We start from the raw sequence: 25,407 nt of genomic DNA, 5'->3' as shown, positions 1-25,407 counted from the left end.
GCGCGTGCAATACCACAAGGGGCTCCGTCCGTGGAGAGATGGAAACCGCAGGGTTTCGTGAACGGGATTTTGCCGGGCGGGGGGAGATTGGGCTAATTCAAAAAAATGCGGCTGTACTGCAATTATTTTGCAGTACTGATAGGGCCTAGGGGGGCGCACAGCGGCCCCGGCATTATCGGGCCTTGCGCGGCAGGTCGATATTGACGCGAAGCCCACCCAGCGGGCTCTCCAGCAAGGCCAGCCGCCCACCCCAGGCCTCGACGATGTCGCGCACGATGCCCAGCCCCAGGCCGTGCCCGTCCACCTGTTCATCGAGCCGCGAACCGCGCTCCAGCACCTGCTGCCGCTGGCCCTCGGGAATCCCCGGGCCGTCATCATCGACCCATACCTGATAGCCCTCGGCATTCGACTCAATACCGAGGCGCACCTCGCTGTCGGCCCACTTGCAGGCGTTGTCCAACAGGTTGCCCAGCAACTCCAGGAAGTCCTCACGGTCCCATGGCAACAGCAACCCGGGGGGCACATCGCTGGCCAGCAGCAGCCCTTCCCCATGGATCATGCCCAACGTGCTCAGCAACCCCGGCAGTTCGGCATCGCAATCGAATTGCGCACCGGGCAAGGCATCACCCGCCAACCGCGCGCGATTCAGTTCACGCGCCAACCGCTGCTGAATCTGCTCCAGTTGCTCACGCATCTGCGCCCGCACCTCGGGCAAGTCCTTCAGGCGCTCGCTGGACGCCAGGCTCAGCAGCACCGCCAACGGTGTCTTCAGTGCATGCCCCAGGTTACCCAAGGCATTGCGCGAACGCCGCAAGCTGTCTTCGGTATGGCTAAGCAAGTGGTTGATCTGCCCCACCAGCGGGGCCAGCTCGCTGGGCACCTCGGCATCCAGTTGTGACCGCTGGCCCTGCTGCAGTTGGGCGATCTGCTGGCGCGCCCGTTCCAACGGCCGCAGCGAGCGCGTTACGGTCATGCGTTGCAGCACCAACACCAGAATCAGTGCCACCAGGCCCATGCCAAGGCCGATCTGCTGCATGCGCCGAAAGCCCTCACGCACCGGCGAGTAATCCTGCGCGACGCTGATGGAGATGTCTTGACCCAGGCGCCGGTAGTCAGCGCGCAGGGCTAGCAGTTGCTGCCCTTCAGGGCCGAGTTCATGGCTGTCGGAAAGGCCTGGCGCAGCAGGCTTGGGCATGTCCAGGTCCCACAGCGAGCGTGAACGCCAGGTGCCTTTGTCGAAATCGATACGGAAGTAATAACCGGAAAAAGGCCGCTGATACGCCGCCGAGATACGCCGCTCATCCAGCTGCAGGCCGGATGGCCCGCGCACCAGTGCCACCAGCAGGTTCTCGCTTTCCTTGCGCAGGCCGTTTTCCAGGTAACGTTGCAGGCCGGCCTCGAACAACCACAAGGTCAGTTGCGCCAGGACCACGCCGACTACCACCAGCACCGCGATCAGGCCAAGGCTCAAACGCGCCTGGATCGACTTCACCCGGTGCTCCCCGCGTAGATATAGCCTTGCCCGCGTCGGGTCTCGATCACGCTGCGGCCCAGCTTGCGGCGCAAGTGGTTGACGTGTACTTCCAGCACGTTCGAATCCCGCTCGGTTTCACCGTCGTAGAGGTGCTCGGCCAGGTGGCTCTTGGACAGGATCTGCTGCGGGTGCAGCATGAAGTAGCGCAGCAGGCGGAACTCGGCGGCGGTCAGCTGCACATCCACGCCATCACGGCTCACGCACTGGCGGCTTTCATCCAGGTGCAGGCCGGCAGCCTCCAGTGTTGGCTGATTGGCCAGGCCACGCGCACGGCGCAGCAGCGACTGGATGCGCAGTTGCAACTCTTCCGGGTGGAACGGTTTGCTCAGGTAGTCATCAGCCCCGGCTTTCAGCCCTTCGATACGCTCGGCCCACGAGCCACGGGCGGTAAGGATCAATACCGGTGTGGCCAGGCCGGCGGCACGCCACTGGGCGAGCACGTCCAGGCCCGGCAAGCCCGGCAGGCCAAGGTCGAGGATGATCAGGTCGTAGGGCTCGCTCTGACCCTGATACACCGCATCACGGCCGTCAGCCAGCCAGTCCACGGCATAACCCTGGCGCTGCAGGCCGGTGGTCAGCTCGTCGGCCAGCGGTACATTGTCCTCGACAAGCAACAGGCGCATTCAGTCGTCTTCCTCGTCTTTGAGCAAGGCGCCGGTGCTGGCATCGAGCTTGATCTCGCGCACCACACCGTCCGCCGTCAGCAGCTCGACTTCATATTCGTAGCGATCGTCGTCCTCTTCCAGCTCGGCCTCCAGCAAACGCGCCCCGGGGTAACGCCCCAGGGCGGTTTCCAGCAATTGCTCGAGGGGCAGGATGACGCCCTTCTGGCGCAGCTTCAGGGCTTCGTCCTGGTCAAGGTCGCGGGCAGCGGCCAGCGAACACACGGCCAGCAGCGCCAGCGCGAGGTAGCGCGCTGGCCGCGGTAAGTGAATCATCAGTTGTCCCGCTCGTCCTTCAGCACTTCACCGGTCTTGGCGTCCAGCGCCACGTCCCATTCTACGTTCTGCGTGTCACGCAGTTCGACCTTGTAGATGTAGCGGCCGTACTCGTCTTCCAGCTCCGAATCGGTGACCGTGGCGCCCGGGTGCTTGGCCACGGCGGTGGCTTTCAGCTCGTCGAGCGACTTGATGGTCTTGGCGTTGACCAGTTTGACCACTTCGTCAGGCTGTACGTCCTTGGCGAAGGCGGCATTGGCGCCCAGGGCAAGGGCGGCGGCGGTGAACAGGGCAGTCAAGGTTTTCATCGTGCTTCTCTCCTGAGAACTGTGCAAGTTGTCTACGGGGTTAAGATTAACCACCGGTCCTTAATTCAACCTGAAAAAAGCTGGCAGCATGATAGCGCAGGTCAAGACCACACCACCGGGCGGTTGCATGAACACCTGCAAGCCTTGTAGCGGGCATGCTGGTAGACTGCGCGCATTGTTGATTCACACAGAGTTATGACAGCGTGGAAATTTTTAAAGAGTTCACTTTTGAGTCGGCCCACCGCCTGCCCCACGTTCCCGAAGGGCACAAATGCGGCCGCCTGCATGGCCATTCGTTCAAGGTCGGCCTGCACCTGACCGGCCCGCTGGACCCGCACACCGGCTGGATTCGCGACTTCGCCGAGGTCAAGGCGATCTTCAAGCCAATCTATGATCAGCTGGACCACAACTACCTGAACGACATCCCGGGCCTGGAAAACCCCACCAGCGAAGTGATCGCCAAGTGGATCTGGGAGCAGGTCAAGCCGCTGATGCCGGAGCTGTCGAAGGTGCGCATCCACGAAACCTGCACCAGCGGGTGTGAATACACCGGCGACTGATTCGCCCGGCTCACTGCCCCTGCGTGCTGCCCATGGCATCGCGCAGGAAGCTGGGGGCGATGTAGCGCTGGTAATGCGCTTCTGAAAGCAGGAAGAATTCGCGGTCGATGGCATCGCGCAATTGCGGCAGTTCCCAGTCGCGGAACTCCGGCAGCAAGACCATGCCGTAGGCCTCAAGGTCCCGGATCATCCGCGCCCCACGGGCAATCAGCTGGTACGCCCAGCAATACTCCGACTGCTGCTCGACAAAGCGGATGGAGCGCTGTTCCAGCTGCTGGCGCAGCAAGCCTTTGTCGAACACCTCCAGCTTGGCCATCATCACCTGCACCAGCAACTGCTCAAGGCGCAGCCATACCGCGCGCTTCTGCGCGTCGTCGTAGCCGTTCCAGTTGATCACTTCGTGGTGGAAGCGCTTGCAGCCACGGCACACCGTGTCTCCGTACACCGTGGAGCACAGGCCGACGCAAGGGGTCTTGATGGACTTGTTGGACATGAAAAACAACAGCTTGGCGGTGGAACACGGCCCCATGTTAGCCCTTTGTCTAACCAGGGTCACTCGTTAAAGTCATCTTCTGCGCCTTACCTTCGGGCTTTTTTTGCCGTAGAATCATCCCGCCTTTTCAAAGGCAACAATGTCCGTTGGAAGCTGTTTTCAAAGCGTCACGAGCACAGTTAATCCGGTAGAACGGCGTTGGCCCGGGCCATGCACCCCTCGCATGCCCGCGCCAGCCCTCATCAGCTCCCCGTTCTGCAGGCGTAAAACTTTGAAAGCAGCTTCTGTAAGGATTCTTTGCGACCCTGGCTGGGCGGCCCAAAAAGCCGTAGCAGCGCATGGGTGCATGGAATGCTGGATGAGCGTCCCGGACCCCCTTTAGGGACCACTGATGAGGGAAATAACTGTGCTTGAAGCCTACCGCAAACACATCGAAGAGCGTGCCGCCCTGGGTATCGTGCCCCAGCCGCTGAACGCCGAACAAACTGCAGGCCTGGTCGAGCTGCTGAAAAACCCGCCGGCCGGCGAAGAAGCCTTCCTCGTAGACCTGATCACCAACCGCGTACCGCCAGGGGTCGACGAAGCTGCCTACGTCAAGGCTGCTTTCCTCTCCGCCGTCGCCAAGGGCGAAGCCAAGTCGCCACTGATCGACCGCACGCACGCCACCGAACTGCTGGGCACCATGCAGGGCGGCTACAACATCGAAACGCTGGTCGCACTGCTGGATGACGCCGAACTGGGCGCCGTCGCGGCCGAACAGCTCAAGCACACCCTGCTGATGTTCGATGCCTTCCACGACGTGGCTGAAAAAGCCAAGGCGGGCAACGCCCATGCCAAGGCCGTGCTGGACTCCTGGGCTGCCGGCGAGTGGTTCACCTCGCGCCCGGCCATCGCCGACAAGTACACCCTGACCGTGTTCAAGGTGCCTGGCGAGACCAATACCGACGACCTGTCCCCTGCCCCGGACGCCTGGTCGCGCCCTGACATCCCGCTGCACGCCCTGGCCATGCTGAAAATGGCCCGTGACGGCATCGAGCCGTCGCAGCCAGGTTCGGTCGGCCCGCTGGCCCAGATCGAAGCCGTCAAGGCCAAAGGCTTCCCGGTTGCCTACGTCGGTGACGTGGTCGGTACCGGTTCGTCGCGTAAATCCGCCACCAACTCGGTGCTGTGGTTCTTCGGTGACGACATCCCGTACGTGCCGAACAAGCGCGCCGGCGGCTTCTGCTTCGGCACCAAGATCGCCCCGATCTTCTACAACACCATGGAAGACGCCGGCGCCCTGCCGATCGAATTCGACTGCACCAACCTGGCCATGGGCGACGTCATCGACGTGTACCCGTTCAAAGGTGAAGTGCGCCGTCACGGCAGCGACGAGCTGGTCACCAGCTTCCAGCTGAAAACCGAAGTACTGCTGGATGAAGTCCGCGCTGGCGGCCGTATCCCGCTGATCGTCGGCCGTGGCCTGACCGAAAAAGCCCGCGCCGAGCTGGGCCAGGGCCCATCGGACCTGTTCAAGAAGCCAGAGCAGCCTGCCGACACCGGCAAGGGCTTCACCCTGGCGCAGAAGATGGTCGGCCGTGCCTGTGGCCTGCCAGAAGGCCAGGGCGTGCGCCCGGGTGCCTACTGCGAGCCTAAGATGACCACCGTCGGCTCCCAGGACACCACTGGCCCGATGACCCGTGACGAGCTGAAAGACCTGGCCTGCCTGGGCTTCTCCGCTGACCTGGTCATGCAGTCGTTCTGCCACACCGCGGCCTATCCGAAGCCGATCGACGTCACCACCCACCACACCCTGCCAGACTTCATCCGCACCCGTGGCGGCGTGTCGCTGCGCCCGGGCGACGGCATCATCCACAGCTGGCTGAACCGCATGCTGATGCCTGACACCGTGGGTACCGGTGGCGACTCGCACACCCGCTTCCCGATCGGCATCTCGTTCCCGGCCGGTTCCGGCCTGGTAGCCTTCGCCGCTGCCACCGGCGTCATGCCGCTGGACATGCCGGAATCGATCCTGGTGCGTTTCAAGGGCAAACTGCAACCTGGCATCACCCTGCGTGACCTGGTGCATGCGATCCCTTACTACGCCATCCAGAAAGGCCTGCTGACCGTCGAGAAGAAAGGCAAGAAAAACGCCTTCTCCGGCCGCATCCTGGAAATCGAAGGCCTGGACGAACTGACCGTCGAGCAAGCCTTCGAGCTGTCCGACGCCTCGGCTGAGCGTTCTGCTGCCGGTTGCACCATCAAGCTGCCAGAGAAGGCCATTGCCGAGTACCTGCAGTCCAACATCACCCTGCTGCGCTGGATGATCGGCGAAGGCTACGGCGATGCCCGCACCCTGGAGCGCCGCGCCCAGGCCATGGAAGCCTGGCTGGCCAAGCCTGAGCTGCTGTCGGCCGACGCCGATGCCGAATACGCCGAAATCATCGAAATCGACCTGGCCGACGTCAAAGAGCCTGTGCTCTGCGCGCCGAACGACCCGGACGATGCCCGCCTGCTGTCTTCGGTACAGGGCGAGAAGATCGACGAAGTGTTCATCGGTTCGTGCATGACCAACATCGGTCACTTCCGCGCTGCCGGCAAGCTGCTGGAAAAGGTCAAGGGCGGTATTCCGACCCGTCTGTGGCTGGCCCCGCCAACCAAAATGGACGCCCACCAGCTGACCGAAGAAGGCTACTACGGCATCTACGGCAAGGCCGGTGCGCGCATGGAAATGCCAGGCTGCTCGCTGTGCATGGGTAACCAGGCACGTGTGCAGACCGGTTCGACCGTGGTCTCCACTTCGACCCGTAACTTCCCGAACCGTCTGGGCGACGCCACCAACGTGTACCTGGCATCGGCCGAGCTGGCTGCTGTCGCTTCGATCATCGGCAAGCTGCCGACCGTCGAAGAGTACATGCAGTACGCGAAAGACATCGACAGCATGGCTGCCGACGTTTACCGCTACCTGAGCTTCGACCAGATCGCCGAGTTCCGCGAAGCGGCAGCCAACGCCAAGATCCCGGTGGTTCAGGCGTAAGCTGAGTTACACGCTGTAAAAGAAAGCCCCGGCAGCGATGCCGGGGCTTTTTCATTTGCCTGCTCACACCCGCTCAGATCACGAACAAATCCACAAAGCGGTGCACCGGCATCCCCTCCAGCGTTTGCTGGTCCTTGCACACCTCCAGCACCTCCCCACACCGCTGCCGCGCAAACCGCGTCGCCAGGTTAGCCCTGAACTTGGCCTCCAGCAGGGGGATGCCCTCCCCTCGCCGCCGCCGGTGCCCGATCGGGTATTCCACCACCACCTGCTCGGTACTGCTGCCATCCTTGAAGAACACCTGCAGCGCATTGGCGATGGAACGCTTGTCCGGCTCCAGGTACTCGCGGCTGAAGCGCGGGTCTTCCACCACTTCCATCTTCTCGCGCAGGCGGTCGATGCTGGGGTGGTTGGCATGGAAGGTGTCTTCATAGTGCTCCGCCACCAGATGCCCGAAGATCAACGGCACTGCCACCATGTACTGCAAACAGTGGTCACGGTCAGCGGCATTGGCCAGCGGGCCGCTCTTGGAAATGATGCGGATTGCCGACTCCTGGGTGGTGATGACGATGCGGTCGATTTCATGCAGGCGGTTACGTACCCGTGGGTGCAGGGTAACCGCCGCTTCGCAGGCAGTCTGGGCGTGAAATTCGGCAGGGAAGCTGACCTTGAACAGCACGTTTTCCATCACGTAGCTGCCCAAGGCCTGGGGCAGACGCAGTTCGTACTGCCCGGCGGGCTTGAGCGCCAGGTCCTTGTTGGTATGGCTGAACGATACGTCGTAGAAGCCCCATTGTGGCGCCGTGAGCACACCCGGCACGCCCATCTCACCGCGCAGGGCGATATCGGCCAGGCGCACGCCACGGCTGGACGCATCACCCGCCGCCCAGGACTTGCGTGAGCCGGCATTGGGCGCGTGCCGATAGGTACGCAGGGCCTGGCCATCGACGAAGGCATGGGACAACGCCGAGAGCATCTGTTCGCGGTTGGCGCCCATCAACCTGGCGCACACGGCAGTCGAGGCCACTTTCACCAAAATGACGTGATCGAGACCGACACGGTTGAACGAGTTTTCCAGTGCCAGCACGCCCTGGATCTCATGGGCCATGACCATGGCTTCGAGCACATCACGCATCAGCAGCGGTTTTTCACCCGCGGCCACGCGCTTCTGCGACAGGTGATCGGCAACGGCCAGGATACCGCCCAGGTTGTCCGAGGGGTGAGCCCATTCGGCCGCCAGCCAGGTGTCGTTGTAATCCAGCCAGCGCACGGTGCAGCCGATGTCCCAGGCCGCCTTGACCGGGTCGAGCCGGTAGGCGGTACCGGGGACGCGGGCACCATTGGGCACCAGCGTGCCTTCCACCTGAGGGCCGAGCAGTTTGGTACATTCGGGAAAGCGCAGGGCCAGCAGGCCGCAGCCCAGGGTGTCCATCAGGCAGTTGCGTGCGGTGTCGAGGGCTTCGGCGGAATCGACCCGGTAGCCGAGGGCGTAGTCGGCCAGGGTTTGCAGCACCCGGTCGTAGTCCGGGCGGTCGTTCAGGTCAACGTTGGCGCTCATATCCAACTCCCTTCAGAATTGCCGGGGCTGCTGTGCAGCCCCAACTAACTAAAGCCGAGCGCCAGTGGTGCGTTAGAAGCTATCGCCAGGCACGCGAACCCAGCCCTCCATCAGCACGCGAGCACTGCGGCTCATGATTGCCTTGGTCACTGTCCACTCACCATTCACCTGACCCGCCTCGGCCCCGACCCGCAAGGTGCCCGAGGGGTGACCGAAACGCACGGCGCTACGCTCACCCCCGCCAGCCGCGAGGTTGACCAGCGTGCCCGGAATGGCCGCCGCAGTGCCAATCGCCACCGCAGCCGTCCCCATCATCGCATGGTGCAGCTTACCCATGGACAAGGCGCGCACCAGCAGGTCGATATCAGCCGCTTGCACCGCCTTGCCACTGGACGCAGTGTAGGTGCTCGGCGGCGCGACGAACGCCACTTTTGGTGTGTGCTGACGTCCGGCTGCCTGGTCGACGTTTTCAATCAGGCCCATGCGCACGGCACCGTATGCACGAATGGTCTCGAAACGCAGCAGCGCCTGTGGGTCCCCGTTGATGGCGTCCTGCAGTTCGGCGCCGGTGTAACCGATATCGGCCGCATTGACGAAGATGGTCGGAATGCCGGCATTGATCAGGGTGGCCTTGAACGTGCCTACGCCCGGCACCTCCAGCTCATCGACCAGGTTACCGGTCGGGAACATCGAACCGCCGTCACCGTCTTCGTCGGCTGCCGGGTCGAGAAACTCCAGTTGCACCTCGGCCGCCGGGAAGGTCACCCCGTCCAGCTCGAAATCGCCGGTTTCCTGCACTTCACCTTCGGTGATCGGCACATGGGCGATGATGGTCTTGCCGATGTTGGCCTGCCAGATGCGCACCGTGGCGATGCCGTTGCGTGGAATGCGCGCCGCGTCCACCAGGCCACTGCTGATGGCGAACGAACCGACCGCCGCAGACAGGTTGCCGCAGTTGCCGCTCCAGTCGACAAACGCCTTGTCGATACTGACCTGGCCGAACAGGTAGTCCACATCATGCCCGGGCTTGATGCTTTGCGACAGGATCACGGTCTTGCTGGTGCTGGAGGTGGCACCGCCCATGCCGTCGATCTGCTTGCCGTAAGGGTCGGGGCTACCGATTACCCGCAACAGCAGCGCATCGCGGGCCGGCCCCGGGATTTGCGCCTGCTCGGGCAGGTCTTGCAGGCGGAAGAACACACCCTTGCTGGTGCCGCCACGGATGTAGGTGGCGGGGATTTTTACTTGCGGTACATGTGCCATGTTCAAGTCCTGTTCAAGCGGTTGCTTCGAGGAAGTCCTGGGCAAAACGCTGCAGCACGCCACCCGCCTCGTAGATCGACACTTCCTCGGCGGTGTCCAGGCGGCAGGTCACCGGCACTTCCAGGCGCTCGCCATTGGCGCGGGTAACCACCAACGTCAGGGTCGCCCGTGGCGTACGTGCGCCCAGCACGTCATACGTCTCGCTACCGTCCAGGCCCAGGGTCTTGCGGTCGGTGCCCGGCTTGAACTCCAGCGGCAGCACGCCCATGCCCACCAGGTTGGTGCGGTGAATGCGCTCGAAGCCTTCGGCCACGATCGCCTCGACACCCGCCAACCGCACACCCTTGGCCGCCCAGTCACGGGACGAACCCTGGCCGTAGTCAGCGCCGGCCACGATGATCAGTGGCTGCTTGCGCTGCATGTAGGTTTCGATCGCCTCCCACATGCGGGTGACCTTGCCTTCCGGTTCGATACGCGCCAGCGAACCCTGCTTCACGCTGCCGTCTTCCTTGCGCACCATTTCGTTGAACAGCTTGGGGTTGGCGAAGGTGGCACGCTGGGCGGTCAGGTGGTCACCACGGTGGGTGGCGTAGGAGTTGAAGTCTTCTTCCGGCAAGCCCATTTTCGCCAGGTACTCACCGGCGGCACTGTCCAACATGATGGCGTTGGACGGCGACAGGTGGTCGGTGGTGATGTTGTCCGGCAACACCGCCAGCGGGCGCATGCCGCGCAGGGTGCGCTCACCGGCCAGGGCACCTTCCCAATAGGGCGGGCGGCGGATGTAGGTGCTCATCGGGCGCCAGTCGTACAGCGGCGCCACCTTCGGCCCACGGTCTTCCTCGATGGCAAACATCGGGATGTACACCTTGCGGAACTGCTCTGGCTTGACCGCAGCACGCACCACGGCGTCGATCTCTTCATCGCTCGGCCAGATGTCCTTGAGGCGGATTTCCTTGCCGTCGACCACACCCAGCACATCCTTCTCGATGTCGAAGCGGATGGTGCCGGCAATGGCATAGGCCACCACCAGCGGCGGGGACGCCAGGAAGGCCTGCTTGGCATACGGGTGGATACGCCCGTCGAAGTTACGGTTACCCGAAAGCACGGCGGTGGCGTACAGGTCGCGGTCGATGATTTCTTGCTGGATTACCGGGTCCAGGGCGCCGGACATGCCGTTGCAGGTGGTGCAGGCGAAGGCGACGATACCAAAGCCCAGTTGCTCCAGCTCCTTCTCCAGACCCGCCTCTTCCAGGTACAGCTGCACGGCCTTGGAGCCCGGTGCCAGCGACGACTTGACCCACGGCTTGCGGGCCAGGCCCAGCCTGTTGGCATTGCGTGCGATCAGGCCTGCGGCAATCACGTTGCGCGGGTTGCTGGTGTTGGTGCAGCTGGTGATGGCGGCGATGATCACCGCGCCGTCAGGCATTTGCCCCGGTACTTCTTCCCAACTGCCGGCGATGCCTTTGGCCGCCAGGTCGCTGGTGGCCACGCGGGCGTGCGGGTTGGACGGGCCGGCCATGTTGCGCACCACGCTCGACAGGTCGAAGCTCAGGGTGCGCTCGTAGACGGCGGCGCCCAGGCTGTCGGCCCACAGGCCGGCGGCCTTGGCGTAGGTCTCGACCAGCTTGACCTGCTGCTCTTCGCGGCCGGTCAGGCGCAGGTAGTCGATGGTCTGCTGGTCGATGGCGAACATGGCTGCGGTGGCACCGTATTCCGGGGCCATGTTGGAAATGGTGGCGCGGTCGCCCAAGGTCAGGGCGCGGGCACCCTCACCGTGGAACTCCAGATACGCGCCGACCACCTTCTGCTTGCGCAGGAATTCGGTCAGGGCCAGCACCAGGTCGGTGGCGGTGATGTTCGGTGCCAGCTTGCCCGTCAGCTCGACGCCGACGATTTCCGGCAGGCGCATCCACGAGGCGCGGCCAAGCATCACGTTCTCGGCTTCCAGGCCGCCCACGCCGATGGCGATCACGCCCAGGGCGTCGACATGCGGGGTGTGGCTGTCGGTGCCGACGCAGGTGTCCGGGTAGGCCACGCCACGGTCGTTGTGAATCACTGGCGACATCTTCTCCAGGTTGATCTGGTGCATGATGCCGTTGCCCGGCTGGATCACGTCGACGTTCTTGAACGCCTTCTTGGTCCAGTTGATGAAGTGGAAGCGGTCTTCGTTGCGGCGGTCCTCGATGGCACGGTTCTTTTCGAACGCCTGCGGGTCGAAGCCACCGCACTCGACGGCCAGCGAGTGGTCGACGATCAGCTGCACCGGCACCACCGGGTTGACCGCAGCCGGGTCACCGCCTTTGTCGGCAATCGCGTCACGCAGGCCGGCAAGGTCGACCAGCGCGGTCTGGCCGAGGATGTCGTGGCACACCACGCGGGCCGGGAACCAGGGGAAATCGAGGTCGCGCTTGCGCTCGATCAGCTGGCTCAGCGAGGCATCGAGGGTGGCCGGGTCGCAGCGGCGCACCAGGTTTTCGGCGAGCACGCGGGAGGTGTATGGCAGGCCGTCGTAGGCGCCGGGCTTGATCGCCTCGACCGCCGCACGGGCATCGAAGTAGTCCAGGTCGGTGCCTGGCAGGTGCTTGCGGAATGCAGTGTTCATCATGGAATCAGGCTCGGTCACAGGAGTCGGAAGGCGCCTCCGCCCCGGTGAGGGGCGGGGTGCCTTTCTTTTCTAATCAGCGCTGTTCGATCGGCACGAACTGGCGCTGCTCGACGCCGACATACTCGGCACTCGGGCGGATGATGCGGTTGTTGGCGCGCTGCTCGAAGACGTGCGCCGCCCAGCCGGTCAGGCGCGAGCAGACGAAGATCGGGGTGAACAGCTTGGTCGGGATGCCCATGAAGTGATACGCCGAGGCATGGTAGAAGTCGGCATTGGGGAACAGGCGTTTCTGCTCCCACATGGTCTTGTCGATGGCTTCGGAAACCGGGTACAGCACCTTGTCACCCACTTCGTCGGCCAACTGCTTCGACCAGCCCTTGATCACCTCGTTGCGCGGGTCGGACTCTTTGTAGATCGCGTGGCCAAAGCCCATGATCTTGTCCTTGCGCTCCAGCATGCGCAGCAGCTCGGCGGTGGCGTCCTGCGGGCTCTGGAAACGCTCGATCAGCTCCATGGCCGCCTCGTTGGCACCGCCGTGCAGCGGGCCGCGCAGCGAGCCGATGGCAGCGGTGACGCAGGAGTACAGGTCGGACAGGGTCGAAGCACAGACGCGGGCAGTGAAGGTCGAGGCGTTGAACTCGTGCTCGGCATAGAGGATCAGCGACACGTTCATCACCTTGACGTGCAGCTCGCTCGGCTTCTTGCCATGCAGCAGGTGCAGGAAGTGGCCACCGAGGGTGTCTTCGTCGCTGGTGCAATCGATGCGCACACCATCATGGGTGAAGCGGTACCAGTAGCACATCACGGCCGGGAACAGTGCCAGCAAGCGGTCAGTCTTGTCGCGCTGGGCCTCGAAGGTTAGCTCGGGCTCCAGGGTGCCCAGCACGGAACAACCCGTGCGCATCACGTCCATCGGGTGGGCGTCACGCGGGATGCGCTCCAGCACTTCCTTCAGTGCTTGCGGCAGGTCACGCAGGCCCTTGAGCTTGCGCTTGTAGTCGGTCAGTTCGGCCTGGGTTGGCAGCTCGCCGTACAGCAGCAGGTAGGCGACTTCTTCGAATTCGGCACCGGCCGCCAGGTCACGCACGTCATAACCACGGTAGGTCAGCCCGGCACCGGCCTGGCCCACGGTCGACAGTGCGGTCTGGCCAGCCACTTGGCCGCGCAGGCCTGCGCCACTGAGTACTTTTGCTTCGGCCACGGTGATTCTCCTTTCTTGAATTTGTTATGGATGCTTTCTGGCTAATTCGGGGTGTTGCTCAGCCCTTCTTCTGGGCAAACAGCGCATCGAGGCTCTGCTCGAAGGCGTGGTAACCAATGGCATCGTAGAGCTCCATGCGGGTCTGCATGGTGTCGATCACGTTTTTCTGCGTGCCGTCGCGGCGCAGCGCGGTGTACACGTTCTCGGCCGCCTTGTTCATGGCACGGAACGCCGACAGCGGGTACAGCACCAGCGACACGTCGACCGAGGCCAGCTCTTCGGTGGTGTACAGCGGCGTGGCGCCGAACTCGGTGATGTTGGCCAGGATCGGTGCCTTCACCCGGTCAGCGAACGTCTTGTACATCTGCAGCTCGGTAATGGCTTCCGGGAAGATCATGTCGGCGCCCGCTTCGATACAGGCCTCGGCACGGTCCAGAGCAGCGTTCAGGCCTTCGACGGCCAGGGCATCGGTACGCGCCATGATCACGAAGCTGTCATCAGTGCGGGCATCGACGGCGGCCTTGATGCGGTCGACCATTTCCTGCTGGCTGACGATTTCCTTGTTCGGGCGGTGACCACAGCGCTTGGCGCCCACCTGGTCCTCGATATGGATGGCGGCAGCACCGAACTTGCTCATCGAGCGCACGGTACGGGCAACGTTGAAGGCCGAGGCCCCGAAGCCGGTGTCGACATCCACCAGCAGCGGCAGGTCGCACACGTCGGTGATACGGCGCACGTCGGTGAGCACGTCGTCCAGGCCACTGATGCCCAGGTCCGGCAGGCCCAGGGAGCCGGCGGCCACGCCGCCACCGGACAGGTAGATGGCCTTGAAGCCGGCGCGCTTGGCCAGCAGGGCATGGTTGGCGTTGATGGTGCCAACCACCTGCAGCGGGTGTTCAGCGGCAACGGCGTCGCGGAAACGCTGACCGGGGGTGCTCTTCACAGTCATTTCTCACCTCGTGGGCTGTTGTTGTGGGCGTCCAGGTAGTGACGCTCGATATTGCGCTTGGACGCGCCGATGTGGCGGCGCATCAGGAGTTCGGCCAGTTCGCCGTCACGGTCGGCGATGGCATCGAGAATGCGGTGGTGCTCGGAAAACGCCTGGCGTGGGCGGTTGGGCGTGGCCGAGAACTGGATGCGGTACATGCGCACCAGTTGGTACAGCTCGCCACACAGCATCTTGACCAGGGTCTGGTTGCCGCTGCCCTGGATAATCCGGTAATGGAAGTCGTAGTCACCTTCCTGCTGGTAATAACCCAGGCCGGCCTGGAACGCGGCATCGCGCTCGTGGGTGTCGAGCACCCGGCGCAGCTCGTCGATGTCCGCCTGGCTCATGCGCTCGGCGGCCAGCCGGCAGGCCATGCCTTCGAGCGATTCGCGGATTTCGTACAGCTCGATCAGCTCGGCATGGTTGAGTGACACGACCCGCGCCCCCACATGCGGCACGCGTACCAGCAGGCGCTGGCCTTCAAGGCGGTGGATGGCCTCGCGCAGCGGCCCGCGGCTGATGCCATAGGTGCGCGCCAGCTCCGGCTCGGAGATCTTGCTGCCAGGGGCGATTTCACCTTTGACGATGGCCGCCTGGATGCGCCGGAAGACGTTTTCGGAAAGGGTTTCCGTTTCGTCTGCCTGCACCGGGCTGGGGGTGGAAAGGTCCTGCATATTGTCGACACCTTGAAAAACTCTTCGCCAGAAATTAACGAACAGAGCCATCCAAGTCAAAGACAAAATGAATATTGTCGACAATCGTCTAAGAACGAACTATCACCCTCTCGATGCTGTCAGATCGCGCACCGCTGGCGTCAAGGCGTCGGCGTGATAGAATGCCGCGCCTCCGATGGGGTATGGATAGCCTGTCTGTCATCCATTCATGCTTGTTGACAGATAAACGAGGAAGCTTGCGCAGTCGTTGCCAGTCGCCTTGCCCTTAACATAGCCCGAACCTTGCACTGCACCGCGCCAGGATTATGAGACTTACACCCGTTTTATTGCTGCTATGCCTCACCCTGCTACCGGCCCTTGGCCAGGCGGCGGGCAAGACCGTGTATGGTCTCAACGAATACGCCCGCCTGGGCGACCTGGACCTGGAAGTGGCCGCCAAGCTCGACACCGGTGCCAAGACCGCATCGCTCAGCGCCCGCGACATCAAGCGCTTCAAGCGCAACGGCGAAAGCTGGGTGCGCTTCTACCTGGCCATCGATGCGGCGCACTCGCACCCGATCGAACGCCCACTGGCACGCGTGAGCAAGATCAAGCGCCGGGCCGGCGACTATGATGCCGAATCGGGCAAGGCCTATACCGCCCGCCCGGTCATCGAACTCGAAATCTGCATGGGCCAGGCCATGCGCACCATCGAAGTCAACCTCACCGACCGCAGCGCGTTCCAGTTCCCGCTGCTGATCGGCTCCGAGGCGCTCAAGCACTTCGACGCGCTGGTCGACCCAAGCCTTAAATACGCGGCCGGCAAACCTGCCTGTGCCACCGACGCTCCCAAAGCAGAGTAATCCCGATGCGCTCTCTTACCCTCCATCTGAAAGTCCTGATCACCGTGCTGGTGCTGCTGGGCGTGGCGGTCACGGCTTATCAGATCTTCTTCCTCGGCATCCCGGTGACCGAGGATGAAACCGACGACCTGTGGAACATCGACGCCAAGGTCGAGTTCGTGGCCAGCACCAAGGACCCGGTCAAGGTGCAGATGTTCGTGCCACCGCTGAACCGCGACTACGTCAGCCTTAACGAGAGCTTCATCTCCAACAACTACGGGGTCAGCGTCAACCGCGCCGACGGCAACCGCAAGGTTACCTGGTCGGCCCGCCGCGCCAGCGGCAACCAGACCCTGTACTACCGCCTGGTGCTGACCAAGCGCTACAGCAACGAGAAGACCACCGTCAAAGGCCCGACCTTCCGTGACAGCCTGGCGATCGAAGGCCCCGAGAAGATTGCCGCCGAAGCCCTGATGGCGCCGATTCGCCAGCACTCCGCCGACGTCGAGACCTTCGTCAGCGAGACCATCAAGCGGGTCAACAACCTCAACGACGACAACGTCAAGCTGCTGCTGGCCGGCGACACCTCGCCGATGAAAAAGGCCCAGATCATCGACCTGCTGCTGTCGATCGCCCATGTGCCGATGGAGAAGGTGCACACCATCCGCCTGGTGGCCGATACCCCGCAAACCCCGGAGCTGTGGCTGCGCAGCTTCAACGGTAACGACTGGCTGTACTTCAACCCGGACACCGGCGAGCAGGGCCTGCCCAGCGACCGCCTGCTGTGGTGGACCGGTGACGACAACCTGATCACCGTCGATGGCGGCAAGAAGGCCAACGTCACCTTCAGCATGAACAACAGCGAGATGAACGCCATCCGCCTGGCCAAGCTGACCGACGAGAACACCGACGCCGACTTCCTCGAATACTCGCTGTACGGCTTGCCGCTGCAGACCCAGCAAACCTTCATGATCATGGTGATGATCCCGATCGGCGTGCTGGTGATCCTGGTATTGCGCAACCTGATCGGCCTGCAGACCCTGGGTACGTTCACCCCGGTACTGATCGCCCTGGCCTTCCGCGAGACCCAGCTGGGCTTCGGCATCGTGCTGTTCACGGTCATCACGGCCTTGGGCCTGTCGCTGCGCTCGTACCTGGAACACCTCAAGCTGCAGATGCTGCCGCGCCTGTCGGTGGTACTCACCTTTGTCGTGGTGCTGATCGCCGCCATCAGCCTGTTCAGCCACAAGCTGGGCCTTGAGCGCGGGCTGTCGGTGGCACTGTTCCCGATGGTGATCCTGACCATGACCATCGAACGTCTGTCCATTACCTGGGAAGAACGTGGCGGTGGCCATGCCATGAAAGTGGCCATCGGCACCCTGTTCGCCGCGTCGCTTGCGCACCTGCTGATGATGGTGCCGGAACTGGTGTACTTCGTGTTCACCTTCCCTGCCGTGCTGTTGATCCTGGTGGGCTTCATGCTGGCGATGGGCCGCTACCGCGGTTACCGCCTGACCGAGCTCGTGCGCTTCAAGGCATTCCTGAAGAAGGCTGACGCCTGATGTTTGGCCTGATCAAGACGTGGAAAGCCCTGGAGGCCCGGGGCATCATGGGTATCAACCGGCGCAACGCGGACTACGTGTTGAAGTACAACAAGCGCCACCTGTACCCGATTGTCGACGACAAGATCATCACCAAGGAGCGCGCCCTGGCGGCCGGCATCCATGTGCCGGAAATGTACGGCATCATCGAGACCGAAAAAGAGATCGAAAAGCTCGACCAGATCATTGGCGGGCGCAGCGACTTCGTCATCAAGCCGGCGCAGGGTGCCGGCGGTGATGGCATCCTGGTCATCGCTGACCGCTTCGAAGACCGCTACCGCACCGTGTCGGGGAAGATCATCAGCCATGAGGAAATCGAGCACCAGATCTCGAGCATCCTCACCGGCCTGTACTCGCTGGGCGGCCACCGCGACCGCGCACTGATCGAGTACCGGGTCACCCCCGACCAGATCTTCAAGAGCATCAGCTACGAAGGCGTGCCGGACATCCGCATCATCGTGCTGATGGGCTACCCGGTCATGGCCATGCTGCGCCTGCCGACCCGCCAGTCCGGCGGCAAGGCCAACCTGCACCAGGGCGCCATCGGCGTGGGTGTCGACCTGGCCACCGGCGTGACCCTGCGCGGCACCTGGCTGAACAACATCATCAGCAAGCACCCGGACACCACCAACGCGGTGGACGGCGTGCAACTGCCGAACTGGGATGGCTTCATGAAGCTGGCAGCCGGCTGCTATGAGCTGTGCGGCCTGGGCTACATTGGCGTGGACATGGTGCTGGACCAGGATAAAGGCCCGCTGATTCTGGAACTCAACGCCCGCCCGGGCCTGAACATCCAGATTGCCAACGACTGCGGCCTGACCCAGCGTACCCATGCCATCGAAGCGCACATCGAAGCACTGGCGAAGGACGGCATTACCGAAGATGCCGAACAGCGCGTTCGTGTAGCGCAGGGGTTGTTCGGGCACGTGCCTAACCGCTGAATTGCCGGGGCCGCATCGCGGCCCCTACATAAAACACAATGTTGAATGTCGCGCCCAGTGCTAGGCGCTTTTCCTACACAGGTCTACAATCGCCCTCCTCGCTTTTACATCGCCGTCCACACTGATGCCGACCTGTACGCTGCACCCCCTGCCCTACCAGCCCGATCCTGCTGTCTATTTCGCCCGCCTGCGCCAGGCCCCCGGCGCGATCCTGCTCGACAGCGCCCGCCCCGGCGCCGAACGCGGTCGCTTCGACCTGCTCAGCGCCTGGCCGCTGCAACAACTGCAAGCGCAGCCCGATGAAGACGGCCGCGCATTCCTCCAGCGCCTGCGTGCCGGCCTGGCGCAACTGGGCCACGCCGGCTTGCCCAAGGGCGTTGAACTGCCTTTTGCCGGTGGCCTGATCGGCTACCTGAGCTACGACTTCGGCCGCCGGCTGGAACACCTGCCAAGCCTGGCTGTGGACGACCTCGGCCTGCCTGACGCGCAACTGGGCCTGTACGCCTGGGCACTGGTCAGCGACCACCTGCACGGCACCAGCCAGCTGGTGTTCCACCCGAGCCTGGCAAGCGACGAGCGAGAACGCCTGATCGGCCTGTTCGAAGGCAGTAGCTGCACCGAAACCGGTGACTTCCGGTTGCTCGCCCCAATGGCTGGTGACCTGCAGCCGGAACAGTACAAAGCCGCTTTCGACCAGGTACAGCGCTACATCCAGGCCGGTGACTGCTACCAGATCAACCTGACTCAACGCTTCCGCGCCCCCTGCAAGGGCGACCCCTGGCGAGCCTACCAGGCGCTGCGCAAGGCCTGCCCCACGCCGTTTTCCGGCTACCAGCAACTGGCTGACGGCAGCGCCTTGCTGAGCTTTTCGCCCGAGCGCTTCATCCGTGTCAGCCAGGGCCAGGTAGAAACCCGGCCAATCAAAGGCACCCGTCCGCGCGCCAGCGACCCAGGTGAAGACGCACGCAATGCCGAGGAGCTGCTGCGCAGCCCCAAGGACCGCTCGGAAAACCTGATGATCGTCGACCTGCTGCGCAACGACCTGGGGCGCACCTGCGAAATCGGCTCGGTGAAAGTACCAGAGCTGTTCAGCCTGGAAAGCTACCCCAACGTCCATCACCTGGTCAGCAGTGTCACCGGCCAGCTTGCCAGCGACAAGGATGCCCTGGACCTGATCGGCGACAGCTTCCCCGGTGGCTCGATCACCGGTGCGCCGAAAATTCGCGCCATGCAGATCATCGACGAGCTGGAACCCGCGCGCCGGGCGCTGTACTGCGGCTCGCTGCTGTATGTGGATGTGCGCGGCGAGATGGACAGCTCGATTGCCATTCGCAGCCTGCTGGTCAAAGACGGCCAGGTCAGCTGCTGGGGTGGCGGCGCGGTAGTGGCTGACTCCGAATGGCAAGCCGAATATGAAGAGTCGATCGCCAAAGTGCGGGTGTTGATGCAGACCTTGCAGGGCTTGTGAGTCCGTCTAGCCCGCGTTTTTTTGTTACCATCACCTTACTACGAGCGCACAGCGCCACAGCCAAGATGGAAACCGCCTGATGAGCCAACCCTTCGACGTCGCCGCCCTGGCCGCGACCTATGCCAACAAGTCCCCGCAGGACATCCTCAAGCTTGCCTTCGAGCACTTTGGTGATGACCTGTGGATCTCCTTCAGCGGCGCCGAGGACGTGGTGCTGGTCGACATGGCCTGGAAGCTGAACAAGCAGGTCAAGGTGTTCAGCCTCGACACCGGCCGACTGCACCCGGAGACCTACCGGTTCATCGACCAGGTGCGCGAGCAGTACAACCTGCCAATCGAAATCCTCAGCCCGGACCGCGACAAGCTTGACCCGTTCGTGAAAGAAAAGGGCCTGTTCAGCTTCTACAAAGACGGCCACGGCGAGTGCTGCGGCATCCGCAAGATCGAGCCGCTGCGCCGCAAGCTGGCCACCGTGAGCGCTTGGGCCACCGGCCAGCGCCGCGACCAGAGCCCGGGCACCCGCAGCCAGGTAGCGGCACTGGAAATCGACAGCGCCTTCTCCACACCCGAGCGCACGCTGTACAAGTTCAACCCGCTGGCGCAGATGAGCAGTGAGGAAGTGTGGGGTTATATCCGCATGCTTGAGCTGCCGTACAACAGCCTGCATGAGCGCGGCTTCATCAGCATCGGCTGCGAGCCTTGCACCCGGCCGGTGCTGCCGAACCAGCATGAGCGCGAGGGGCGCTGGTGGTGGGAAGAGTCGACACAGAAGGAGTGCGGGTTGCACGCGGGCAACCTGATCAGCAAGGCCTGATAAGAAGCTTTAAGTTACAAGCTGCAAGCCACAAGAAAAAAGCAGCCCGTAGATGGACTGCCTTTTCTTGTGGCTTGCGGCTTGAAGCTCGTAGCTACTTTCAGTGCACCGGCAGTTCGACACCTTCGAACAGCTCTTCCAGTTCCTGCTTGTTATGGCACTGGATGGCCTTGGCCATCACTTCGCGGGTCAGGTGCGGGGCGAACTTCTCGATGAAGTCGCACATGAAGCCACGCAGGAAGGTGCCACGGCGGAAGCCGATCTTGGTGATACTGGCCTCGAACAGCTCGCTGGCATCGAGCGCCACCAGGTCGCTGTCGAGCTTGGCATCCACAGCCATGCCCGCGACGATACCCACGCCCAGCCCCAGGCGCACATAGGTCTTGATAACGTCGGCGTCGGCCGCGGTGAACACCACTTTCGGCGTGAGGCCGCGGTGGTTGAACGCTTCGTCCAGCTTCGAGCGCCCGGTAAAACCGAACACATAGGTAACGATCGGGTATTCGGCAACCGCTTCCAGAGTGAGTTTCGGCAGCTTGGCCAACGGGTGACCCTGCGGCACCACCACGCAACGGTTCCACTTGTAGCACGGCATCATGATCAGGTCGCCGAACAGCTCCAGGGCCTCGGTGGCGATGGCGAAGTCTACCGTGCCGTCCGCTGCCATCTCGGCGATCTGCATGGGCGAACCCTGGTGCATGTGCAGGGACACTTCCGGATACTGCTTGATGAAGCTGCTGATCACCGGCGGCAAGGCATAGCGCGCCTGGGTGTGGGTGGTGGCGATGGACAGCGTGCCCTTCTTCTCGTTGGAGAACTCCTGGGCAATCTGCTTGATGCTTTCGACCTTGCGCAGGATTTCGCCAGCGGTATTGATGATGCGCTCGCCGGCCGGCGTGACGCGGGTCAGGTGCTTACCGCTACGCGCAAAGACTTCAACACCCAGTTCGTCTTCGAGCAGGCGGATCTGCTTGCTGATACCTGGCTGGGAGGTATACAGGCTCTGCGCCGTCGCGGAGACGTTGAGGTCATGGTGCGCCACTTCCCAGATGTAGCGCAGTTGTTGAAGCTTCATAGGTTCCCCTCGGTTCAGCGATGAGTCCGCGGCAGCAGGCAGCGACGATATATAACTATATTAGTGGTTCTGGAAATAAATCTAGAACTATTTTGTTACATGCCCCCCGGAAATAGCCTACAGCCATCTTCATGCTTTCCTACGCCCCAAGTGCTGCGCCAACGGCACCATGTACACCGGCACAGGCGACAGCTGCAGCAGCCGAACCGCCGTTCGCCCCAGGGGCACATCCACGCCGGCACCGGCGCTGTGGCTGCCGAAAATCAACAGGTCGACACTCAGCCGTTGTGCCTGGTCAAGGATTACCTGCGCGGGGTCACCCTGGCGCACCCGCACCGCCTTGATCACCGCGAGGTCGGCCTCCTCGCCCAGCTCGTCACGAAAGTTTTCCAGCACGCGCTGCTCGATGTTGGCCATCACCGTGTTCACGCCCTGGCTGTGCAACTGGTCGAGCGTCTGCTCATCAAGGTAGCTTTGCAGGAGGGATTCGGCGAACTGCCCCATGGGTTCCACCGCATGGATCACATACAACTCGGCATTGAACGTACGCGCCAGGGCCAGCGCGTGTTGCATCACAAAAGGTGCGTAGACACCGAGGTCGGTGGCGTACAGCATGGAGCGGATCATTCGACCTCCTCGACTGCCGCAGCGGCAGAGCAAGCTTCAGCTTAGCAGCGCGCCGGATGCACGCTTTGCCGTCCGGCGCGCTACTGGCGCGGGCTGAAGCGCCCAGCCGAGGTCAGTGCCGCCCTCAGTGAGGCCGGTGGTTGCTGTCGAGAAAGCTCAGCGCCTGATAGAGCATTTCCATACGCGGCAAGCAGCAGCCTGCCGCACGCGCACGGGCCAGCGGCTCGGCATAGATGGCCTGCAATTCCAGTGGGCGTTTGAACGTATGGTCGTGATACATGCTTGGCCAGTAGTCGGGCATGCGCTCGGTCACCTGAAACAAGTGCTCGGCATAGCCCTCGGGCAACACGTGGCCACAGGCTGCGGCGCCCTGCACCACCTCAGCCATCAATGCCTGGACGAGATCACGGCTGTGACTGTCTGCCATCAGCGGCGTGGTGCTGGCCCCCAGCAACACCGACAGGCCATTGTAGGGCACGTTCCACACCAGCTTCTGCCAGCGCGCCGAGTCGAGATTTGGCATGGCCTGCGAATCGATGCCCGCGCTTTTGAACAACGCCACCCCCTCACCAACCAGCGCGGCACCGCCATCACTTGCCGGCCCACTGTGGTAACCCAGGTTGACAGCCCCGAGTGCCTGATGGCGGATCACACCTGGCGCATGACGGTTGACGCAGATAAAGCACAGGCCGCCCAGCAGATGCATGTCGCTGCGCAAGGCCGGGCGCAATTGCTCCTCCACGCCCAGGCCGTTCTGCAGCAGTACGACCTTGGCGCCGGGTGCGGCGGCCTGCACGATCAGCGGTGCCAGCTGATCATTGCTGGTGGCCTTGGCACCGATCAGCAACCAGTCGCAAGGCGGCATGTCGGCGGCACTGGCATAGGCTTGTACCTGCATCTGCAACGCACCATGCACGTCACTGTCCAGGGTCAGCCCTTGCTCACTGACGGCCTGGTACTCGCTGCGCAACAGAAAATGCACATCGAAACCGGCCCGGGCCAGCATCAACCCATAGAAACCGCCGATGGCGCCACTGCCGATGATACCGATGCGAGGGGTGTGCGGATGCATGCCGATCTCCGAGTATAAAGTCAGCCCTCTTTTTACACAGGTTACGCAGCGCTGGGCAGCCCATTCGCGCTCAACGCACTCGATCAGGGAAAAACCCCACAATGACTGGGCCAAGCCCATTGTCGCGCCACCTGTAACGCGCTAAGGTTCGGCTCCCCGCTGCGAATATTCTTGCTGCTGGGCCGCACGGGGATAGCTGGCGGCCGGCACCCGTGACCTGACGAGTAACACGATGGCTGATTTACCGATCGATGACTTGAACGTTGCCTCCAACGAGACCCTGATCACCCCCGATCAGCTCAAGAAGGAAATCCCCCTCAGCGCCAAGGCCCTGCAGACCGTGACTGCCGGCCGTGAAGTGGTGCGCAATATTCTCGACGGCAAGGACCATCGCCTGTTCGTCGTGGTCGGCCCTTGCTCCATCCACGACATCAAGGCCGCCCACGAGTACGCCGAGCGCCTGAAGGTGCTGGCCGAAGAAGTGTCCGATACGCTGTACCTGGTCATGCGCGTGTACTTCGAAAAGCCACGCACCACCGTGGGCTGGAAAGGCCTGATCAACGACCCGTACCTGGATGACTCGTTCAAGATCCAGGACGGCCTGCACATTGGCCGTCAGCTGCTGCTGGACCTGGCCGAAATGGGCCTGCCGACCGCCACCGAGGCGCTTGACCCGATTTCCCCGCAATACCTGCAAGACCTGATCAGCTGGTCGGCCATCGGCGCCCGCACCACCGAATCGCAAACCCACCGCGAGATGGCCTCGGGCCTGTCTTCGGCGGTCGGCTTCAAGAACGGCACCGACGGCGGCCTGACCGTTGCCATCAACGCCTTGCAGTCGGTGTCCAAGCCACACCGCTTCCTCGGCATCAACCAGGAAGGCGGCGTGTCGATCGTCACCACCAAGGGCAACCCTTACGGCCACGTGGTACTGCGCGGCGGCAACGGCAAGCCGAACTATGACTCGGTCAGCGTCGCCCTGTGCGAGCAGGACCTGGCCAAGGCCAAGATCAAGGCCAACATCATGGTCGATTGCAGCCACGCCAACTCCAACAAGGACCCGGCCCTGCAACCGCTGGTGATGGAGAACGTTGCCAACCAGATCCTCGAAGGCAACCAGTCGATCATCGGCCTGATGGTCGAGAGCCACCTGAACTGGGGCTGCCAGTCGATCCCGAAAGACCTCAAAGAATTGCAGTACGGTGTCTCGATCACTGACTCGTGCATCGACTGGTCGGCTACCGAGAAAACCCTGCGCAGCATGCATACCAAGCTGAAGGATGTGCTACCGCAGCGTAAGCGCGGCTGAGCATTGCAATAAACAAAACGCCGGGCATTGCCCGGCGTTTTTGTATCTGATGCCTTTCGGCAGCTCAGGCCTTGCTGGAATGCCGCTGCTGGCGCTCCATGTAGCGTTCCACGTACGAGCAGGACGGAATGACCGTGTAGCCCATCTGCTCGGCGTACGCCAAGGCCTGCTCGGTCAACGCGGCGGCAATCCCGCGGCCCCGCAAGGCGTTCGGCACGAAGGTGCGATAGATGTCCAGCGTCTGCTTGCCCAGATCCATGTACGTCAGATAGGCACGATGACCGTCCACGTTGGTCTCGAACTGATGACCGGCCTGGTCATGGTGGATGGTCAGCGCTTCGCTCATCACTACTCCTCGCAGGTCTTCTCGGCAGACCCATACCTTCACCGATGGTGGTTTATCCGGCACAGAATCCTCTATGCCACCTGTTGCCCCTTCGACCTCTGGACGATTGCAATCGTTCGGATCCTCTGGCACTCACAAGATAGTAGGCGCCGTAAACGGGATTGCTCAAGGTGGTAGCGGCTAAAAATGGCGAAA

General features: G+C 62.8%; 23 protein-coding genes. 8 read left to right on the top strand and 15 right to left on the bottom strand.

Features of this window, described 5'->3' with window-relative positions:
* Nucleotides 1–172: 172 nt before the first annotated feature.
* From QQ992_RS09605 to QQ992_RS09590, 4 genes are read right to left on the bottom strand one after another with little or no spacing between them, the layout of a single operon-like run.
* Nucleotides 173–1,492 carry an ATP-binding protein gene (locus QQ992_RS09605; RefSeq protein WP_286113187.1) on the bottom strand — a complete coding sequence of 440 codons (1,320 nt, stop codon included), beginning with the start codon at nt 1,490–1,492 and terminating at the stop codon, nt 173–175.
* Nucleotides 1,489–2,157: a response regulator transcription factor gene (locus tag QQ992_RS09600; RefSeq protein ID WP_019097600.1), complete on the bottom strand. Its 669-nt coding sequence runs from the start codon at nt 2,155–2,157 to the stop codon at nt 1,489–1,491. Before QQ992_RS09600 ends, QQ992_RS09605 begins: the two co-directional genes overlap by 4 nt.
* On the bottom strand, nt 2,158–2,472 hold the full coding sequence (locus QQ992_RS09595) for a PepSY domain-containing protein (RefSeq protein ID WP_019097599.1): 315 nt from the start codon (nt 2,470–2,472) through the stop codon (nt 2,158–2,160).
* Nucleotides 2,472–2,780, bottom strand: coding sequence for a PepSY domain-containing protein (locus QQ992_RS09590; RefSeq protein WP_016714736.1), 309 nt, complete (start codon nt 2,778–2,780; stop codon nt 2,472–2,474). Before QQ992_RS09590 ends, QQ992_RS09595 begins: the two co-directional genes overlap by 1 nt.
* A 203-nt stretch (nt 2,781–2,983) precedes the next feature.
* On the opposite strand from QQ992_RS09590, the gene queD reads away from it, so the two are divergent.
* On the top strand, nt 2,984–3,340 hold the full coding sequence (gene queD, locus QQ992_RS09585; RefSeq protein ID WP_019097597.1) for a 6-carboxytetrahydropterin synthase QueD: 357 nt from the start codon (nt 2,984–2,986) through the stop codon (nt 3,338–3,340).
* A gap of 10 nt (nt 3,341–3,350) precedes the next feature.
* Here queD and QQ992_RS09580 read toward each other — a convergent pair whose 3' ends face one another.
* A complete protein-coding gene (locus QQ992_RS09580) occupies nt 3,351–3,833 on the bottom strand; it encodes a DUF1289 domain-containing protein (protein WP_177410887.1) in 483 nt (160 codons plus the stop codon).
* 406 nt (nt 3,834–4,239) lie between these two features.
* Here QQ992_RS09580 and acnB point away from each other — a divergent pair, with 406 nt between their 5' ends.
* Nucleotides 4,240–6,849 (top strand): bifunctional aconitate hydratase 2/2-methylisocitrate dehydratase, encoded by a 2,610-nt coding sequence (acnB, locus tag QQ992_RS09575; RefSeq protein WP_286113917.1) that lies wholly within the window; start codon nt 4,240–4,242, stop codon nt 6,847–6,849.
* Between the two features lie 73 nt (nt 6,850–6,922).
* Here the strand turns inward: acnB and prpD are convergent, their stop codons facing one another.
* From prpD to QQ992_RS09545, 6 genes are all read right to left on the bottom strand, one after another.
* On the bottom strand, nt 6,923–8,407 hold the full coding sequence (gene prpD, locus QQ992_RS09570; RefSeq protein ID WP_286113186.1) for a 2-methylcitrate dehydratase: 1,485 nt from the start codon (nt 8,405–8,407) through the stop codon (nt 6,923–6,925).
* Nucleotides 8,408–8,479: 72 nt separating this feature from the next.
* A complete protein-coding gene (gene prpF / locus QQ992_RS09565; protein ID WP_286113185.1) occupies nt 8,480–9,670 on the bottom strand; it encodes a 2-methylaconitate cis-trans isomerase PrpF in 1,191 nt (396 codons plus the stop codon).
* A gap of 13 nt (nt 9,671–9,683) precedes the next feature.
* A complete protein-coding gene (acnD, locus tag QQ992_RS09560) occupies nt 9,684–12,272 on the bottom strand; it encodes a Fe/S-dependent 2-methylisocitrate dehydratase AcnD (protein WP_012271593.1) in 2,589 nt (862 codons plus the stop codon).
* Nucleotides 12,273–12,348: 76 nt separating this feature from the next.
* Complete coding sequence (gene prpC / locus QQ992_RS09555) at nt 12,349–13,476, bottom strand: bifunctional 2-methylcitrate synthase/citrate synthase (protein WP_286113184.1); 1,128 nt, start codon at nt 13,474–13,476, stop codon at nt 12,349–12,351.
* A gap of 58 nt (nt 13,477–13,534) precedes the next feature.
* Entirely contained in the window at nt 13,535–14,425 is an 891-nt protein-coding gene (gene prpB / locus QQ992_RS09550; RefSeq protein ID WP_016714743.1) for a methylisocitrate lyase, read from the bottom strand.
* Nucleotides 14,422–15,138, bottom strand: a complete 717-nt coding sequence (locus QQ992_RS09545; protein ID WP_016714744.1) for a GntR family transcriptional regulator — start codon at nt 15,136–15,138, stop codon at nt 14,422–14,424. The genes prpB and QQ992_RS09545 overlap by 4 nt, the downstream gene beginning before the upstream one ends.
* 305 nt (nt 15,139–15,443) lie before the next feature.
* Between QQ992_RS09545 and rloA the strand changes: the two genes are divergently transcribed.
* From rloA to QQ992_RS09520, 5 genes are all read left to right on the top strand, one after another.
* Nucleotides 15,444–15,980 (top strand): retropepsin-like aspartic peptidase RloA, encoded by a 537-nt coding sequence (gene rloA, locus QQ992_RS09540; RefSeq protein ID WP_016485910.1) that lies wholly within the window; start codon nt 15,444–15,446, stop codon nt 15,978–15,980.
* 5 nt (nt 15,981–15,985) lie between these two features.
* The gene (gene rloB, locus QQ992_RS09535) at nt 15,986–17,521 is read left to right on the top strand and encodes an osmotic stress tolerance membrane protein RloB (RefSeq protein ID WP_016714745.1); all 1,536 of its coding nucleotides are present in this window, start codon (nt 15,986–15,988) and stop codon (nt 17,519–17,521) included.
* Entirely contained in the window at nt 17,521–18,501 is a 981-nt protein-coding gene (locus QQ992_RS09530; RefSeq protein WP_016714746.1) for an alpha-L-glutamate ligase-like protein, read from the top strand. Before rloB ends, QQ992_RS09530 begins: the two co-directional genes overlap by 1 nt.
* A gap of 124 nt (nt 18,502–18,625) precedes the next feature.
* Nucleotides 18,626–19,969 (top strand): aminodeoxychorismate synthase component I, encoded by a 1,344-nt coding sequence (pabB, locus tag QQ992_RS09525; RefSeq protein WP_286113183.1) that lies wholly within the window; start codon nt 18,626–18,628, stop codon nt 19,967–19,969.
* A gap of 79 nt (nt 19,970–20,048) precedes the next feature.
* Complete coding sequence (locus QQ992_RS09520; protein WP_110741530.1) at nt 20,049–20,783, top strand: phosphoadenylyl-sulfate reductase; 735 nt, start codon at nt 20,049–20,051, stop codon at nt 20,781–20,783.
* 100 nt (nt 20,784–20,883) lie between these two features.
* On the opposite strand, the gene cysB is transcribed toward QQ992_RS09520, so the two are convergent.
* The 3 genes from cysB to QQ992_RS09505 form a co-directional block, all read right to left on the bottom strand.
* On the bottom strand, nt 20,884–21,858 hold the full coding sequence (cysB, locus tag QQ992_RS09515) for an HTH-type transcriptional regulator CysB (protein ID WP_010953293.1): 975 nt from the start codon (nt 21,856–21,858) through the stop codon (nt 20,884–20,886).
* A gap of 129 nt (nt 21,859–21,987) precedes the next feature.
* A complete protein-coding gene (locus QQ992_RS09510; RefSeq protein WP_016714749.1) occupies nt 21,988–22,485 on the bottom strand; it encodes a universal stress protein in 498 nt (165 codons plus the stop codon).
* A gap of 124 nt (nt 22,486–22,609) precedes the next feature.
* The gene (locus QQ992_RS09505; protein ID WP_286113182.1) at nt 22,610–23,557 is read right to left on the bottom strand and encodes a putative 2-dehydropantoate 2-reductase; all 948 of its coding nucleotides are present in this window, start codon (nt 23,555–23,557) and stop codon (nt 22,610–22,612) included.
* 232 nt (nt 23,558–23,789) lie between these two features.
* On the opposite strand from QQ992_RS09505, the gene QQ992_RS09500 reads away from it, so the two are divergent.
* Complete coding sequence (locus QQ992_RS09500; protein WP_286113181.1) at nt 23,790–24,866, top strand: 3-deoxy-7-phosphoheptulonate synthase; 1,077 nt, start codon at nt 23,790–23,792, stop codon at nt 24,864–24,866.
* A 64-nt stretch (nt 24,867–24,930) separates the two neighbouring features.
* Here QQ992_RS09500 and QQ992_RS09495 read toward each other — a convergent pair whose 3' ends face one another.
* Nucleotides 24,931–25,212: a GNAT family N-acetyltransferase gene (locus QQ992_RS09495; protein WP_016714752.1), complete on the bottom strand. Its 282-nt coding sequence runs from the start codon at nt 25,210–25,212 to the stop codon at nt 24,931–24,933.
* Nucleotides 25,213–25,407 lie beyond the last annotated feature (195 nt).

The sequence above is a fragment of the Pseudomonas kurunegalensis genome, from assembly GCF_030291635.1.
GTDB lineage: Bacteria > Pseudomonadota > Gammaproteobacteria > Pseudomonadales > Pseudomonadaceae > Aquipseudomonas > Aquipseudomonas monteilii.
The sequence above is the reverse complement of the archived record's forward strand: the minus strand, read 5'-3'. Positions and strand labels throughout refer to the sequence as shown.

What these genes read in the sequence shown, in the direction of transcription:
- rloA (WP_016485910.1), top strand. Translation starts at nt 15,444, where the DNA reads ATGAGACTTACACCCGTTTTATTGCTGCTATGCCTCACCCTGCTACCG.
- QQ992_RS09510 (WP_016714749.1), bottom strand. Translation starts at nt 22,485, where the DNA reads ATGATCCGCTCCATGCTGTACGCCACCGACCTCGGTGTCTACGCACCT.
- rloB (WP_016714745.1), top strand. Translation starts at nt 15,986, where the DNA reads ATGCGCTCTCTTACCCTCCATCTGAAAGTCCTGATCACCGTGCTGGTG.
- cysB (WP_010953293.1), bottom strand. Translation starts at nt 21,858, where the DNA reads ATGAAGCTTCAACAACTGCGCTACATCTGGGAAGTGGCGCACCATGAC.
- prpB (WP_016714743.1), bottom strand. Translation starts at nt 14,425, where the DNA reads ATGACTGTGAAGAGCACCCCCGGTCAGCGTTTCCGCGACGCCGTTGCC.
- acnD (WP_012271593.1), bottom strand. Translation starts at nt 12,272, where the DNA reads ATGAACACTGCATTCCGCAAGCACCTGCCAGGCACCGACCTGGACTAC.
- QQ992_RS09600 (WP_019097600.1), bottom strand. Translation starts at nt 2,157, where the DNA reads ATGCGCCTGTTGCTTGTCGAGGACAATGTACCGCTGGCCGACGAGCTG.
- QQ992_RS09545 (WP_016714744.1), bottom strand. Translation starts at nt 15,138, where the DNA reads ATGCAGGACCTTTCCACCCCCAGCCCGGTGCAGGCAGACGAAACGGAA.
- QQ992_RS09505 (WP_286113182.1), bottom strand. Translation starts at nt 23,557, where the DNA reads ATGCATCCGCACACCCCTCGCATCGGTATCATCGGCAGTGGCGCCATC.
- QQ992_RS09500 (WP_286113181.1), top strand. Translation starts at nt 23,790, where the DNA reads ATGGCTGATTTACCGATCGATGACTTGAACGTTGCCTCCAACGAGACC.
- prpF (WP_286113185.1), bottom strand. Translation starts at nt 9,670, where the DNA reads ATGGCACATGTACCGCAAGTAAAAATCCCCGCCACCTACATCCGTGGC.
- QQ992_RS09520 (WP_110741530.1), top strand. Translation starts at nt 20,049, where the DNA reads ATGAGCCAACCCTTCGACGTCGCCGCCCTGGCCGCGACCTATGCCAAC.
- pabB (WP_286113183.1), top strand. Translation starts at nt 18,626, where the DNA reads ATGCCGACCTGTACGCTGCACCCCCTGCCCTACCAGCCCGATCCTGCT.
- QQ992_RS09580 (WP_177410887.1), bottom strand. Translation starts at nt 3,833, where the DNA reads ATGTCCAACAAGTCCATCAAGACCCCTTGCGTCGGCCTGTGCTCCACG.
- QQ992_RS09495 (WP_016714752.1), bottom strand. Translation starts at nt 25,212, where the DNA reads ATGAGCGAAGCGCTGACCATCCACCATGACCAGGCCGGTCATCAGTTC.
- QQ992_RS09590 (WP_016714736.1), bottom strand. Translation starts at nt 2,780, where the DNA reads ATGAAAACCTTGACTGCCCTGTTCACCGCCGCCGCCCTTGCCCTGGGC.
- prpD (WP_286113186.1), bottom strand. Translation starts at nt 8,407, where the DNA reads ATGAGCGCCAACGTTGACCTGAACGACCGCCCGGACTACGACCGGGTG.
- QQ992_RS09530 (WP_016714746.1), top strand. Translation starts at nt 17,521, where the DNA reads ATGTTTGGCCTGATCAAGACGTGGAAAGCCCTGGAGGCCCGGGGCATC.
- QQ992_RS09595 (WP_019097599.1), bottom strand. Translation starts at nt 2,472, where the DNA reads ATGATTCACTTACCGCGGCCAGCGCGCTACCTCGCGCTGGCGCTGCTG.